This window comes from Lacinutrix sp. MEBiC02404, assembly GCF_053601575.1.
Genome location: NZ_JBSHNV010000206.1, coordinates 280,810 through 296,144 on the forward strand (window position 1 = coordinate 280,810; position 15,335 = coordinate 296,144).

General features: G+C 32.5%; 9 protein-coding genes. 5 read left to right on the forward strand and 4 right to left on the reverse strand.

Annotation, left to right across the window (positions count from 1 at the left end):
* Positions 1-7: 7 nt before the first annotated feature.
* Positions 8-1,252 (reverse strand): tetratricopeptide repeat protein, encoded by a 1,245-nt coding sequence (locus tag ACVCXO_RS13525; protein WP_452230118.1) that lies wholly within the window; start codon positions 1,250-1,252, stop codon positions 8-10.
* Positions 1,253-1,283: 31 nt separating this feature from the next.
* Positions 1,284-3,839 (reverse strand): DNA gyrase subunit A, encoded by a 2,556-nt coding sequence (gyrA, locus tag ACVCXO_RS13530; protein WP_452230119.1) that lies wholly within the window; start codon positions 3,837-3,839, stop codon positions 1,284-1,286.
* 262 nt (positions 3,840-4,101) lie between these two features.
* Between gyrA and ACVCXO_RS13535 the strand changes: the two genes are divergently transcribed.
* Together ACVCXO_RS13535 and ACVCXO_RS13540 are read left to right on the forward strand one after the other, a co-directional pair.
* Positions 4,102-6,648 carry an ATP-dependent Clp protease ATP-binding subunit gene (locus ACVCXO_RS13535; protein ID WP_452230120.1) on the forward strand — a complete coding sequence of 849 codons (2,547 nt, stop codon included), beginning with the start codon at positions 4,102-4,104 and terminating at the stop codon, positions 6,646-6,648.
* 92 nt (positions 6,649-6,740) lie between these two features.
* Positions 6,741-7,118, forward strand: coding sequence for a hypothetical protein (locus ACVCXO_RS13540; protein WP_452230121.1), 378 nt, complete (start codon positions 6,741-6,743; stop codon positions 7,116-7,118).
* A 6-nt stretch (positions 7,119-7,124) separates the two neighbouring features.
* Here the strand turns inward: ACVCXO_RS13540 and hutH are convergent, their stop codons facing one another.
* On the reverse strand, positions 7,125-8,651 hold the full coding sequence (gene hutH / locus ACVCXO_RS13545) for a histidine ammonia-lyase (RefSeq protein ID WP_452230122.1): 1,527 nt from the start codon (positions 8,649-8,651) through the stop codon (positions 7,125-7,127).
* 120 nt (positions 8,652-8,771) lie between these two features.
* Here hutH and ACVCXO_RS13550 point away from each other — a divergent pair, with 120 nt between their 5' ends.
* Positions 8,772-9,821, forward strand: a complete 1,050-nt coding sequence (locus tag ACVCXO_RS13550) for a TlpA family protein disulfide reductase (RefSeq protein WP_452230123.1) — start codon at positions 8,772-8,774, stop codon at positions 9,819-9,821.
* A 104-nt stretch (positions 9,822-9,925) separates the two neighbouring features.
* Here the strand turns inward: ACVCXO_RS13550 and ACVCXO_RS13555 are convergent, their stop codons facing one another.
* Entirely contained in the window at positions 9,926-11,497 is a 1,572-nt protein-coding gene (locus ACVCXO_RS13555) for an NAD(P)H-hydrate dehydratase (RefSeq protein WP_452230124.1), read from the reverse strand.
* Between the two features lie 209 nt (positions 11,498-11,706).
* Between ACVCXO_RS13555 and thrA the strand changes: the two genes are divergently transcribed.
* Positions 11,707-14,151: a bifunctional aspartate kinase/homoserine dehydrogenase I gene (thrA, locus tag ACVCXO_RS13560; RefSeq protein ID WP_452230125.1), complete on the forward strand. Its 2,445-nt coding sequence runs from the start codon at positions 11,707-11,709 to the stop codon at positions 14,149-14,151.
* Positions 14,152-14,366: 215 nt separating this feature from the next.
* Complete coding sequence (locus ACVCXO_RS13565; RefSeq protein WP_452230126.1) at positions 14,367-15,296, forward strand: homoserine kinase; 930 nt, start codon at positions 14,367-14,369, stop codon at positions 15,294-15,296.
* The last annotated feature ends 39 nt before the right edge of the window (positions 15,297-15,335 follow it).

Sequence of the window (15,335 nt, forward strand, 5' to 3'; positions counted from 1 at the left end):
CTAATATTTAGTTTGCTAAAGAGTTAATTAAAGTTTTAATTCCTTTTTCTTTAGTTGTGTCACCAATAGCACCGTAAATATTTAATAGCGTTTTAGCTACTTCAATATTTTTTGGTTGCACTTTTAAAACAGCTTCTAAATAAGGTATAGCACTATTATAAATCCCAGTACGTTTTGCTTTTAATTCGTCATAACGGATATTATCTTTATTAGAAGTACCTAAACCGTTCATCTCTTCAATCAAAGCATTTTCTTCTCCTAATATTAATGCAGCCATATTAGTTTGTGCATTTACATTGTTAGGTTCTAAACTAATTACTTTAGTATAATACTCTTTTGCTTTAACAAAATCGCCATTATCAGAAGCAACTACTCCTAAGTTAAATATTAAATCTGTATTGTCTGGATCTAACTGAATAGCTTCTTCAATTAGTTTTTTATAGGTTTCTTTATCCCCATTTTTATAATGTAAATTAGCTTCAGATAAGATTAAATTAGAATCTGTAGGATCCATTTTTCTTGCTGCTTGAACCGCTGAAAGCGCCTTTTCTGACTCTCCATTATTTAAGTAAATAAAAGCAAGATTCTTAACTATTTCTCCTCTTTTAGATTCCGATATTTTTTCCATTGGTTTAATGTGAGATCCTGCTTTTACAAATAAATCTCTTTGTGCTTTAGGAAATGGCTCTACTTCACCTGTTTCTACATTAGTTGCAACATATTGTTTTTCAATTCCTGTATACCCTAATTCTAGTAACGTTTCATAATTTTTAGCTGCAGAATCGAAATCCTTACCAGTAATTGCACTAGAAGCAGCATAATATAAATACGTAGTATCTGAAGGAATCAGTTTATACAATTTTTCAAATCCTTTTACTGCATCTAAATATTGAGCAGCCTGATATTGGTTATTAGAATTTGTTAAAAGTGTATTTATTAAATTTTGTTTTACATCTCCAATTTCTACTTTATATGCATTCTTTACCTTGTCAAAATTTTCAATTGCCAAATCTAAATCTGCATCACTTCCTGCTCCATTAGCATAAAGTGCTTTACCTTTAAGGTAATAAAATTTATCTTTAGATTTGTCATCCATATCAGCAAGCATTGATTCTGCTTGATCTAAAATAGAATTTGCTACAGAAAAATCATTGTTTTTGATTGCTTTCTCTGCAGTTTTAAGCTCTTTTTTCTGTCCAAAAGAAAATACACTAACAGATAGTGCTAAAGCTATAATTACTTGTTTTTTCATTTTTTAAGTTTGTTTTAATTAATGGTATTGTTTATTCTTCTTCTTCTTCACTAATATCAAGAGTTGTGCCATCTTCATCATCACCAATAGTTTCGGTAGCTTCCGGAATTATTACATTTCCATCTTCATCTAATTCTACTTCATCTTCATCTTGCATTACTTTTGCTACTGCTGCAATAGAGTCTTTTCCTTTTAAATTAATAAGTTTTACTCCTTGCGTAGCTCTACCCATTACTCTTAAATCTTTTACCGCCATTCTAATAGCAATACCCGATTTATTAATAATCATTAGATCATCTGTATCTGTTACATTCTTGATTGCTACTAAGTTACCTGTTTTTTCTGTAATAGAAATCGTTTTTACACCTTTTCCTCCACGATTGGTAATTCTATAATCCTCTAAACTAGAACGTTTACCATAACCATTTTCAGAAACGACAAGGATATTGCTTTCCATATCATCTACCGCAATCATACCAATAACTTCATCTGTTTTTTCATCTTGTAATCGAATACCACGAACACCAGAAGCGTTTCTTCCCATCGGACGAGTTTTCGCTTCTTCAAAACGAATTGCTTTACCAGATTTAAGCGCTAACATCACTTGGCTTTCACCTGTAGTAAGCTTTGCTTCTAGCAACTCATCCCCTTCCTTAATAGTAATCGCATTAATACCGTTTGTTCTCGGACGAGAATATTGCTCTAAAGAAGTCTTTTTAACTTGTCCTTTTTTAGTCGCCATAATTACATAATTACTATTTATGTACTCTTCGTCTTTTAAATCTTGTGTGCAAATAAATGCCATTACCTTATCATCTTGCTCGATGTTTATAAGGTTCTGAATTGCTCTACCTTTAGAGGTTTTACTTCCTTCTGGTATTTCGTAAACACGCATCCAGAAACATTTTCCTTTTTGTGTAAAGAATAGCATGTATTGGTGATTTGTACCCACAAATAAATGTTCTAAGAAGTCTTCATTTCTAGTTGTGGAAGCTTTTTGTCCAACGCCTCCTCTATTTTGTGTTTTGTATTCACTAAGGGAAGTACGTTTAATATAACCAGCATGCGAAATAGTAATTACTACTTTTGCATCCGGAATCATATCTTCAATACTTAAATCTCCTCCTGCATATTCAATTACAGAACGACGCTCATCTCCATATTTTTCTTTAACTACGGCTAATTCTTCTTTAATGATTTCCATACGACGTTCTTTTTTGTCTAGGATATCTTTTAAGTCGATAATCGTTTTCATGATTTCTTCATACTCCGCTCTAAGCTTATCTTGCTCTAGTCCGGTTAATTGACGAAGGCGCATTTCTACAATCGCCTTTGCTTGTATTTCTGAAAGTTCAAAACGCGCTATTAAATTAGTTCGTGCTTCATCTCCATTAGAGGATGCTCTTATAATTTTAATAACTTCATCAATATTATCGGAAGCAATAATTAAACCTTCTAAAATATGTGCTCTTTCTTCCGCTTTGCGTAACTCATACGTAGTTCTTCTTACAACCACATCATGTCTATGCTCTACAAAATAATGAATTAACTCTTTTAAATTTAGCATTTGAGGTCTTCCGTTTACTAGTGCAATATTATTTACACTAAACGAAGATTGTAATGCAGTATACTTGTATAATTTATTAAGTACAATATTTGGTATTGCATCTCGTTTTAAAACGTATACAATTCGCATTCCGTTTCTATCCGATTCATCTCTAATCGTAGAGATACCTTCTAGTTTTTTATCGTTAACTAAATCCGCAGTCTTTTTAATCATGTCTGCTTTGTTAACTTGGTACGGAATTTCGGTTACAATAACACATTCTCTACCTTGAACCTCTTCAATTCTCGCTTTAGCACGCATTACAATACGTCCTCTACCAGTATGAAAAGCTTCTTTAACACCATCATAACCATAAATGGTTCCTCCTGTAGGGAAATCTGGTGCTTTAATGTGTTGCATTAACTCATCAATTTCGATGTCTTTATTGTCAATATAAGCCATGATACCATCTACAACTTCTGTTAAGTTGTGTGGTGGCATATTCGTTGCCATACCTACTGCAATACCTGAAGCTCCATTCACTAAAAGTCCTGGAATACGTGTTGGTAAAACGGTTGGTTCTTCTAAAGTATCATCAAAATTTAATTTATGGTCTACTGTTTCTTTGTCAATATCTGCCAACATGTCCTCCGATATCTTACGCATACGCGCTTCTGTATAACGCATTGCTGCAGGACTATCTCCATCCACAGAACCAAAGTTACCTTGACCATCTACTAACATGTAACGTAAACTCCATTCTTGAGCCATACGAACCATTGCATCGTAAACAGAAGTATCTCCATGCGGATGATACTTACCTAAAACCTCACCAACTATTCTTGCAGATTTTTTGTGCGCTCCAGTTGCTCGAACACCTAGTTCATGCATACCATAAAGTACACGTCTATGTACTGGCTTTAAACCATCTCTTACGTCTGGTAAAGCACGTGACACAATGACTGACATTGAATAGTCAATGTAAGCCGATTTCATTTCATCTTCAATGTTAATAGGAATGAGTTTTTCTCCTTCTGCCATATATATAAAATATTAAATTATTCTGTTATTTTCAAAACACGCTAATATAATACTTTCATTAGTCATAGTAAGCCTTTCAATTGTTTTTTTTGAGACTTTTTATTAACAATTTTACATACTTTATTAGTTAATAAGTATGCTGTTAATTATTTTGATTTTATAAACTTTTTTTCGTCTATTAGCATATATCCTATTATTTAAGGTATAGTTTTTGATTTTAGTATTAGGATTTTAGTATTTTTAATGAAGAAAGGAACAATTTATGGATGATAATTTTTCACCAAGAGTAAAAGATGTAATTGCATTTAGTAAAGAAGAAGCACTACGCTTAGGCCATGATTTTATTGGCACAGAGCACTTAATGCTTGGTTTATTAAGAGATGGCAACGGCAAAGCTATTAACATATTAAACGCGTTAGATATTGACTTAAATCATTTAAGGCGTAAAGTAGAAATTTTAAGTCCTGCAAACCCAAATGTAGCAGTGGCTTCTAACGAAAAGAAAAACCTACATCTTACTAGACAAGCAGAACGTGCTTTAAAAACTACTTTTTTAGAAGCAAAACTTTTTCAAAGTACGTCGATTAATACCGCACATTTATTATTGTGTATTTTAAGAAATGAAAACGATCCTACTACCAAGCTTTTAAATAAGCTCAAAGTGGATTACGATAATGTTAAAGAACAATTTAAATTTATGATTACAAACGATGATAATTATATAGAACCAAAAGCAGAATTTCCAGATGAAGATACTTCTTCTGAAGATGCGTCTTCAAAAGATATTTTCAATGCTCCAACAGGAGGAAAATCGAACAAAAAATCAAAAACTCCGGTTTTAGATAATTTTGGAAGAGATTTAACTGCTATGGCAGAAGAAGGAAAATTAGACCCAGTTGTTGGTCGTGAGAAAGAAATAGAAAGAGTTTCTCAAATTTTAAGTAGAAGAAAGAAAAATAATCCGCTTTTAATTGGGGAACCAGGAGTTGGTAAATCTGCAATTGCAGAAGGATTAGCAAATAGAATTGTAAGCAAAAAAGTATCTCGTATCCTTTTTAACAAACGTGTTGTAACTCTAGATTTGGCTAGCCTAGTTGCTGGAACAAAATATAGAGGACAGTTTGAAGAGCGCATGAAAGCGGTGATGAATGAACTAGAAAAGAATGATGATATTATTCTTTTTATAGACGAAATTCACACCATTGTTGGTGCTGGTGGAGCAACAGGTAGTTTAGATGCTTCTAACATGTTTAAACCTGCTTTAGCAAGAGGAGAAATACAATGTGTTGGCGCAACTACTTTAGATGAATATAGACAATACATTGAAAAAGATGGCGCTTTAGAACGTCGTTTTCAAAAAGTAATTGTCGAGCCTACAACGGTTGCTGAAACCATAGAAATTCTTAATAATATTAAGAGTAAATATGAAGAGCATCACAATGTAGAATACACACCAGAAGCTATTGAAGCTTGTGTAAAGCTTACTAGTAGATACATGACAGAACGCTTTTTACCAGACAAAGCTATTGATGCTTTAGATGAAGCTGGTTCTCGTGTACACATCACAAATATAGAAGTGCCTAAACAAATTCTAGAACTTGAAAAACAACTAGAAGAAGTGAAGAAAACAAAAACTTCTGTAGTTAAAAAGCAAAAATACGAAGAGGCGGCAAAGCTACGTGATGATGAAAAACGCATCGAAAAAGACTTAGCAATCGCACAAGAGAAATGGGAAGAAGACACCAAATTGCATCGTGAAATTGTTACCGAAGATAATGTTGCTGATGTGGTTTCCATGATGACCGGAATCCCCGTAAACAGAATTGCGCAAAAAGAAAGTAATAAGCTTGCTGAATTACCAGAACTTATAAAAGGAAAAGTAATTGGTCAAGACGAAGCTGTTGCCAAGGTTGTTAAAGCAATTCAACGTAATCGTGCTGGACTTAAAGATCCGAATAAGCCAATTGGCTCCTTTATATTTTTAGGACAAACAGGTGTTGGTAAAACACAATTAGCTAAAGTTTTAGCCAGAGAGTTATTTGATTCTGAAGATTCTTTAATTAGAATTGACATGAGTGAATACATGGAAAAATTTGCAATCTCTAGACTTGTAGGTGCACCTCCAGGATATGTTGGTTACGAAGAAGGTGGGCAACTTACAGAAAAAGTAAGACGCAAACCGTACTCTGTCATTTTACTAGATGAAATTGAAAAAGCGCATCCAGATGTATTTAACATGATGCTTCAAGTTTTAGATGATGGTTATTTAACAGACAGTCTTGGTAGAAAAATAGATTTTAGAAATTCTATTATTATCATGACTTCTAATATTGGTTCTAGAAAATTAAAAGATTTTGGTACTGGCGTTGGTTTTGGTACTGCTTCTCAAAAATCGCAAGAGGATAAAAATGCTAGAAGCGTTATTGAAAATGCACTTAAAAAAGCATTTGCTCCAGAGTTTTTAAATAGAATTGATGATGTCGTTGTTTTTAATGCTTTAGAAAAAGAAGACATTAATAAAATTATTGATATTGAATTAGAAAAACTATTGTTACGAATTAAAGATCTTGGTTACACTTTAAAATTAAGTAAAGAAGCCAAAGATTATATTGCAGATAAAGGTTTTGATAAACAATATGGAGCTAGACCATTAAAACGTGCTATTCAAAAGTATGTTGAAGATACTTTAGCGGAAGAAATTATTACTTCCCAATTAGTAGAAGGAGATAAAATAATGATGGATTTAGATAAAGAATCTAATGAATTAAAAATTGAAATTGAGAAAGCTGAAAAACCAGCGGAATCTTAATATTTATATTCTATGATAGAAGAGGTTATCTATTTTTTTAGATAACCTCTTTTTTTTTGTATCTTAACATGATACATCAAAACCAGCTAATAATGACGGAAACAAAACACATAGACATAGGTATTGGCTTTGTTAGCATCAACGAAAATTACTTAATTGTAGTTATAAACCAAGGAGAAACGGTTACTGTAGCATCGAATCAAATACTAATAAATTTAGTAGAAACTTTTTATCAAGACAACGAATTTGTTTACATAACAAATCGTGAAAATTCGTATGGTGTTAATCCTGCCGTTTATTTTGAAACCAAAAAAATAAAGAACCTTATTGGTTTTGCTGTGGTATCTGAAAAAGAAATAGACATGAATAATGCGTTAATTGAAAAACTCTTTTTTGATAAACCTTTCGAAATGTTTAAAAACCTAGACGAAGCTATTTCTTGGGCAAATCAACTTTGCAAAAAAAAGTAAGCCAAATTAAACGCCATAATTATTCAAAAATAACTCCTCTATTTCTACGTCTACATCACTTAAAAACTGAATAGATGCTTCAATATCATCATGTAAAACTCTATCCTTTTTAACAAAGGAAACCTCTTTTCTATATAGCTCTAAAAAGGATTCTAAAAAAGGAGAGGTTTTTAACGGATTTCTAAACGCGATTGCCTGACTAGCATTCATTAATTCTATAGCAATTACACGCTCTACATTTCGTATTAATCTATAAGCTTGCGTTGCTGCATTTGCTCCCATACTTACGTGATCTTCTTGTCCGTTACTAGAAACAATACTATCTACACTTGCTGGTGTTGCTAATTGTTTATTTGCACTAACAATACTCGCTGCTGTGTATTGCGGAATCATAAAACCAGAATTCAAGCCCGGATTGTCTACCAAAAAAGCGGGTAATCCTCGCAATCCAGATACTAATTGAAACACACGTCTTTCCGAAATATTTCCTATTTCTGCCATTGCAATTTTTAAATAATCCAACGCTAATGCTAATGGTTGTCCGTGAAAATTTCCGCCAGAAATAATTAAATCTTCTTCTGGAAAAATATTAGGATTATCGGTAACCGAATTGATTTCCGTTAAAATAACGCGTTCCACAAAATCTAAAGTATCTTTTGTTGCCCCATGAACTTGTGGAATACAACGAAAGGAATACGGATCTTGCACATGTTGTTTTTCTCTTGTAATAATTTCACTTCCTTTTAAAAATTCATTAAAACGTCGTGCTACTTTTAACTGTCCAGGATGTGGACGAACCTGATGTACTAAATCATGAAAAGGTTCAATTCTTCCATCAAAAGCATCCAATGAAATACTAGCAATAACATCTGCTAAATAGGATGTTTTGTGTGACATTAATAAAAGATACACGCCATAAGCGCTCATAAATTGCGTTCCGTTTAAGAGTGCTAAACCTTCTTTAGCTTCTAATTTTATTGGTTCCCATCCAAACTTTTTAAGAATGGTACTTGCCTTCATTTCTTTTTTATCATGTACTACTTTTCCTTTTCCAATTAATGGTAAAGCCAAATGTGCCAAAGGCGCTAAATCACCAGAAGCACCAAGAGATCCTTGTGTAAATACAAACGGAAAAACATCATTATTAAAAAAGTCTATTAATCGATTTACAGTTTCTAATTGTACACCACTATGTCCATAACTTAAAGATTGTATTTTTAAAAGTAACATCACTTTTACCACACTTTCTGGAACACGGTCTCCGGTTCCGCAAGCATGTGACATCACTAAGTTTTCCTGTAATTTCGTTAAATCCTTTTTAGAAATTTCGACATTATATAAAGAACCAAAACCAGTATTAATTCCGTAAAAAGGCTTTTCTGCTTCACTTAATTTTTTGTCTAAATATTTTTTACAGGCTTTTATTTTTCCTACAGATTCTTCCGATAGTTTTAATTTTTTATTGTCTTTAAAAATATTGTAAATGGTTACAATGTCTAGTTTTTCGGAAGATATATAATGGTATGTGCTCATGTTTTATTTTAAGTAATTCAAAAATGACAATTCAAAACTAGTTATGCAACTATTGTTAATAATTAAATACAGGAAATACTAATTTATTATTCCTATTTTTGAGAAACTAAAACACAAAAAATGAAAAAACTATTAATTGCCTTATGCGCATTAAGCATTGTTGCTTGTAAAGAAGAAGCTAAAGATTATGTTACCTTTTCTGGAACGATTACAGATAAAAATAGCGACTCTATTATTTTAAGAACCCAAACATATTCTAAAACAATTAAGGTGAATGAAGATGGTACATTTAGCGATACATTAAAAGTAGCTACAGGAATATATAATTTTTATGATGGTGGTGAAAGCTCTAATGTATACCTACAAAATGGCTATGATTTAAATATGACATTAGACACCAAGATGTTTGATGAAACCATTAGTTATACCGGAATTGGAGATAAAACAAATAACTATTTAGCTAAAAAAGCATTATTTGAAGAAACCCTTTTCCCTCCTAGCCTTTTTGATTTTGAAGAAGAAGATTTCACAAAGAGTATTTCTGAAATAAACGAAAAGCGAGCTACCTTTTTAGAAGAAAACAAAGATATTGATCCTGTTTTTTATGCAACAGAAAAAGAAGAGGTGGATGGTTTTGAAAAGAAAATGTTAGGTTATTTTGCTGAAGGTAAAGAAAGAGCAAAAGCAAGAGCAGAACAATTTGCGAGTTATATTGGTCAACCTTCCGCAAGTTTTGATAACTATGAAAACCAAAAAGGAGGAACTACTTCTTTAGCAGATTTAAAAGGAAACTATGTGTACATAGATATCTGGGCAACTTGGTGCGGACCATGTTTAGCGGAACTTCCTGCATTAAAAATAGCAGAGAAAAAATATGAAGATAAAAAAGTGAAATTTGTAAGTATTTCTGTAGATGAAGGAAGAGGTTATAAAGACAAATCTTTTGAAGCTTCAAAAGAAGGTTGGAACAAAATGATTATCGAAAAAGAAATGGGTGGTATTCAATTGTTTTCCGATAAAAACTGGAAATCTGATTTCATTGCTGCTTTTAAAGTAAATAGTATTCCTAGATTTATTTTAATAGATCCAAATGGCGTTGTTGTAGATGCAGATGCACCAAGACCTTCTAGCCCAAAATTTGATACATTATTCGCTTCTTTAAGCTTATAATATAAAAAAAAAGCCACACTATAAATAACGTAGTTGAGTCATTCTTTAGAGTGGCTTTTTTTTATTTCTATACTTTACTATTTCCTCTTTATTTTTCCTCTTTACTATTTCTTACGTCTTTGGTTTTTTCCTTCTGTTTCCTCTTCCTCTACTTGAGGTTGTTCTGGTTGCTTAAATAAGTCGATATATGCTTGACCCAAAGTTTCAATAACATGACTAGCAATTAAACTTTGGTAGCCTAAAGTTTCGATCGCAATATCTGCAGATTTTCCGTGTAAATAAATTCCGAAAAGCGTTGCAGAAAGCGGCTCATAACCTTGCGCTATTAATCCGGTTATAATTCCAGTAAGTACGTCACCAGTTCCTGCCGTTGCTAGCCCTGGATTCCCAGTCGTATTCACATAACCTTTATCTTTAAAAACAGTAAGGCTATTTGCTCCTTTAATTACAATGATAAGCTTGTATTTTTTAGATAAGGCTTTCACCTTCTTTAATTTATCAAAATCGTCGTTCCATTTACCAACCAAGCGTTCCAACTCTTTTGGATGTGGCGTTAAAACAGTTTGTTCTGGTAATAACTTTAATAAGGCCTTCTTTTTAGCAAGAATATTTATTCCGTCGGCATCAATAACCAAAGGTATTTTATTCGTTTTTAAAAAGTTTTCAAAAGCGTTAATGGTTTTTGTTGCGGTTCCTACTCCAACTCCAAAAGCAATTACATTTGGTTCTATATCAAAGGAAATATTAGTCAGTATTTCTTCATTTGTATCTGTAAGTACCATTGCTTCTGGAAATGAAGACTGTAAAGCAGTATACCCACATTTTGGAATATATGCAGTAACTAAACCTGCACCAGAAGATAATGCTGCTCTGCTTGCCAAAGTAACCGATCCCATTTTACCATAGCTTCCTCCTATTATAAGCGCATGACCATACGTTCCTTTATTCGAAAATTTTTCTCTTGGTTTATAAATAGGAAGCATTTCGTTTTTTCCAATCAATTCATATGCTGTGTCTGTTGCATTTAAATATTCGGGATCTATTCCTATATCTAAAACTTCCCATTGCACCGTATATTTTTCCGTTTCTGGTAAAAAGAAAATCAATTTTGGCGTTTGAAAACTCAATGTATAATGAGACCAAACAACATCCTTTTCATTTGCTGGTACTTGATCTGGATACATACCTGAAGGTAAATCGATAGCTAAAGTAAAAGCTTTGGATGCTTTGAAATGTTGAAATAAAGCTTTCACCCAACTTACAACTGGCCTATTTAAACCAATTCCGAAAATAGCATCGACAATAATATCATCTGGATGAATCTCTGGAAATTCTTCGGCATCTGTCATTAATAAAGGCCAAACTTTCGAAATGTTTTTAATTCTATCGTAATTGATTAAAAAATCTTTAGATCGTGTATCACTATAATTAATAACATACATTTTCACGTTATAACCATGCGTAATTAAATGTCTTGCTAACACCAAACCATCTCCTCCATTATTACCAATTCCGCAAAAAACATGAATTGGAACTTGTGCTCCTTGCATTCGCATATGCATCCAATTAAAAATTTGGGTTGCAGCACGCTCCATCAAATCTGTAGATGTTATGCCTTGTTTTTCAGCAGTTAATTTGTCGCCTTCGTAAATTTGTTCTTTCGAAAATATCTTCATTTGTTAATTCGTATTGCTTTTTAATTGTCTTCTAAATTCATTTAATAATTTTCAATGGAACAAATGATTTTATCAGGATTGTTTCATTTTAATCAGTATCTGCATCTTATATTACTAATTCCTCAAAAATAGCGTTTTAATATTTTTTTAGAAGTAAATGTAATACTTTTGAGACGTATATTAAAACTTATATAATTAAGTAAAATCTAATGAAAGTACTAAAATTTGGAGGAACTTCTGTAGGAAGCTCAAAAAACATAAACAAAGTGATTAGCATATTAGAAGACTATTCTAAAACCGATGCTATAATATGTGTAGTTTCTGCTGTTGGTGGTATTACAGATAGATTGCTAAAAGCTGGTGCATTAGCCAACAATAAAGATCAAGATTATATAAAGGAATTTGAAGCCATTCAGAAAAAACATTTTAGTATTATTTCTGAATTAATTCCGACTAAAAACAAGGAAACTTTAGATCACGTAGAAAAAATGCTACAAGATTTAAAGAGCCTTTTAGACGGTGTTTATTTGATAAATGAATTATCACCTAAAACATCCGACAAACTTGTAAGTTTTGGGGAATTATTGTCTTCTTATATTATTGCAGAAACTTTAAAAAGTAGAAGTATTAATGCAGAATTAAAAAATAGTCAGGAGTTAGTGGTTACCAATTCTAATTTCACAAAAGCGGAAGTAGAATATAAAATTACAAACCAAAATATTAAAGACTACTTTAATAAAGCGAATCAAAAAATAACGATGCTTCCTGGATTTGTTTCTAAATCTAAACTAGGAGAAATCACCACACTTGGCCGTGGCGGTTCCGACTTTACTGCTGCTATTATTGCTGCAGCTTTACAAGTGAAACAATTAGAAATTTGGACAGACGTTAGTGGTATGTTCACTGCAAACCCGAAACTGGTAAAACAAGCCTATCCAATAGATAGTATTTCTTACCAAGAGGCCATGGAATTATCGCATTTTGGTGCAAAAGTTCTATATCCTCCAACAGTGCAACCGGTTTTAAATTTAGAGATTCCTATTCATATTAAAAACACTTTAAAGCCCGAAGAAGTCGGAACTATTATTTCTAAAGCTGCTTCTACCGGAAAATCTCCTGTGAAAGGAATAAGCCATATTAGTAATATTGCTCTACTTACTTTAGAAGGAAGCGGAATGATTGGTATTCCTGGTTTTTCTAAGCGTTTATTTGAAACCTTAGCACAAGAAAAAATAAATATTGTACTAATTACGCAAGCATCCTCAGAACATTCCATCTGTTTAGGAATTGAATCTAAAGATGCAGAATTTGCTAAAGAAGCTATAGATACTGCTTTTGAAAACGAAATATCGCTGCATAAAATAGAGCCATTAATTGTAGAAAAAGATTTATCTATAATCGCTCTTGTTGGTGATAACATGAAAAATCATCAAGGTATTAGTGGAAAAATGTTTAGTACACTTGGTAAAAATAATATTAACATTAGAGCTATTGCGCAAGGTGCTTCAGAGAAAAACATCTCTGCGGTAATTGCAGATAAGGATGTAAAAAAAGCATTAAATACCTTACACGAACGCTTTTTTGAAGAGAACACAAAACAGCTTAATATATTTATTACTGGTGTTGGTAATGTTGGTGAAAAGCTAATAGACCAAATACAACAGCAACATGCGTATTTAAAAAAGAATCTTAAAATTGATGTAAGAATTGTTGGAATGGCTAATTCCCGAAAAATGATTTTTAATGAAAAAGGAATCGATTTAAATAACTGGACATCCCAATTTCATCATTCGGATACATCTAGTTTACAAGGCTTTCTAAATAAAGTAATCGCACTGAATTTACGTAACAGTATTTTTGTGGATATTACTGCAAATGAAGCGGTTTCTAATCTATATGCAGACTATCTTAAAAATAGTATTGCGGTAGTTGCATGTAACAAAATCGCATGTTCTAACACCTACGAAAAATACAAAAACTTACAAGATTTATCTCTAAAATATAACGCACCATTTTTATACGAGACTAACGTTGGCGCAGGATTACCAATAATAAACACCTTAAAAAATTTAGTAGCATCTGGAGATAAAGTAACCAGCATACAAGCAGTTTTATCTGGAAGTTTAAATTTTGTGTTTAATAATTTTAGCGATAAAAGAAACTTTCATGATACGGTAAAACAAGCACAATTTGAAGGCTATACAGAACCAGATCCTAGAATAGATTTAAGCGGAATTGATGTTGCAAGAAAAATATTAATTCTTGCTCGTGAGAATGGCGAAAAGATGGAAATTGGAGATATTATAAACGATTCCTTTTTAACCAAAGCGAATTTAGAAAGCGATTCTGTAGATGATTTTTACGAAACGCTAAAAACAGACGAAGCTCATTTTCAAAAACTATACGCTTCGGCAAAAGCAAATAACTGTCAGTTAAAATATGTTGCAGAATTTAAAAACGGAAAAGCGAAAGTTGGTTTAAAGGAAATTCCGGTAGGACACCCTTTTTACAACCTAGAAGGAAAAGATAATATTGTCATGTTTTACACGCAACGCTATCCAGAACAACCATTAATAGTAAAAGGAGCTGGAGCTGGAGCAGATGTAACTGCTTCTGGTTTGTTTGCTAATATTATTCAAATTGCTAATAAATAGGTATATAAGTAAGCAGTATTCAGTCACAGTAGGCAGTGCTTACTCAAACGTAAAACAAATGATTTCCTTGAAGGTTTTAAAAACCTGACAGGTATAATTAAAAAAATATCGCTTTCGCGGAAATAAAAAACAACTGTTTCCTGCAAGGTTTTTAAAATCTTGCAAGTATAAATATAAGATTTCCGCCTTCGCGGAAATGAAAAAAATAGATTTCAATGGATCAAATAAAAATATTTTCACCAGCAACTGTAGCAAACGTTTCTTGCGGATTTGACGTACTTGGTTTTTGTTTAGATACCGTTGGTGATGAAATGGTTATTAAAAAGACAATCGAAAAGGGAATTAAAATAACAAAAATTGAAGGTTTTGATTTACCATTAGAAACAAAAAAAAACGTAGCTGGCGTTGCTGCTCTAGCAATTTATAATGACGCGAATCCAGATTGCGGATTTGAAATTGAAATATATAAAAAGATTAAACCTGGAAGCGGAATTGGTAGTAGTTCGGCTAGTGCTTCGGGTGCTGTTTTTGCCATCAATGAATTATTAGGAAAACCATATAACAAAACGCAACTTTCTAACTTTGCTATGAAAGGCGAAGCAGTTGCAAGTGGTAGCGAACATGCAGATAATATTGCTCCCGGAATTTTTGGTGGTTTTACTTTAGTAAAAAGTAATACACCTTTACAAATACTACAGCTACCTACTCCATCCAATTTATATGCAACTATAATTCATCCGCAAATCGAAGTTAAAACTGCAGAAGCTAGAAGTATTTTACCAAAAAACGTACCCATGCAAGACGCCATTACACAATGGTCTAATGTTGGTAGTTTGGTGCATGCTTTGCACACGAACGACTATAATTTATTAGGAGATTCTTTACATGATGTTATTGTAGAACCGCACCGAAGTAAGTTAATTCCCCATTACAACGAAGTAAAAGAAACCGCTATTTCAAATGGCGCTTTAGGTTGTGGGATTTCTGGTTCTGGACCTTCTATTTTCTCCTTATCGGAAGGCATAGAAACTGCGAAAAAAGTAGAAAAAGCGATACAAGAAATATATGGCACAACAGGAATTGAATTTTATACATTCACTTCTAAAATTAATGCGGAAGGGATTAAAACAATAGAAATTGTATAAAAAAGATTAGTCTTCGACAAGCTCAGACTGACAACTGTA

Excerpts from the sequence above, each read along its gene's own strand:
- ACVCXO_RS13525 (WP_452230118.1), bottom strand. The coding sequence starts at position 1,252 with ATGAAAAAACAAGTAATTATAGCTTTAGCACTATCTGTTAGTGTATTT.
- gyrA (WP_452230119.1), bottom strand. The coding sequence starts at position 3,839 with ATGGCAGAAGGAGAAAAACTCATTCCTATTAACATTGAAGATGAAATG.
- ACVCXO_RS13535 (WP_452230120.1), top strand. The coding sequence starts at position 4,102 with ATGGATGATAATTTTTCACCAAGAGTAAAAGATGTAATTGCATTTAGT.
- ACVCXO_RS13540 (WP_452230121.1), top strand. The coding sequence starts at position 6,741 with ATGACGGAAACAAAACACATAGACATAGGTATTGGCTTTGTTAGCATC.
- hutH (WP_452230122.1), bottom strand. The coding sequence starts at position 8,651 with ATGAGCACATACCATTATATATCTTCCGAAAAACTAGACATTGTAACC.
- ACVCXO_RS13550 (WP_452230123.1), top strand. The coding sequence starts at position 8,772 with ATGAAAAAACTATTAATTGCCTTATGCGCATTAAGCATTGTTGCTTGT.
- ACVCXO_RS13555 (WP_452230124.1), bottom strand. The coding sequence starts at position 11,497 with ATGAAGATATTTTCGAAAGAACAAATTTACGAAGGCGACAAATTAACT.
- thrA (WP_452230125.1), top strand. The coding sequence starts at position 11,707 with ATGAAAGTACTAAAATTTGGAGGAACTTCTGTAGGAAGCTCAAAAAAC.
- ACVCXO_RS13565 (WP_452230126.1), top strand. The coding sequence starts at position 14,367 with ATGGATCAAATAAAAATATTTTCACCAGCAACTGTAGCAAACGTTTCT.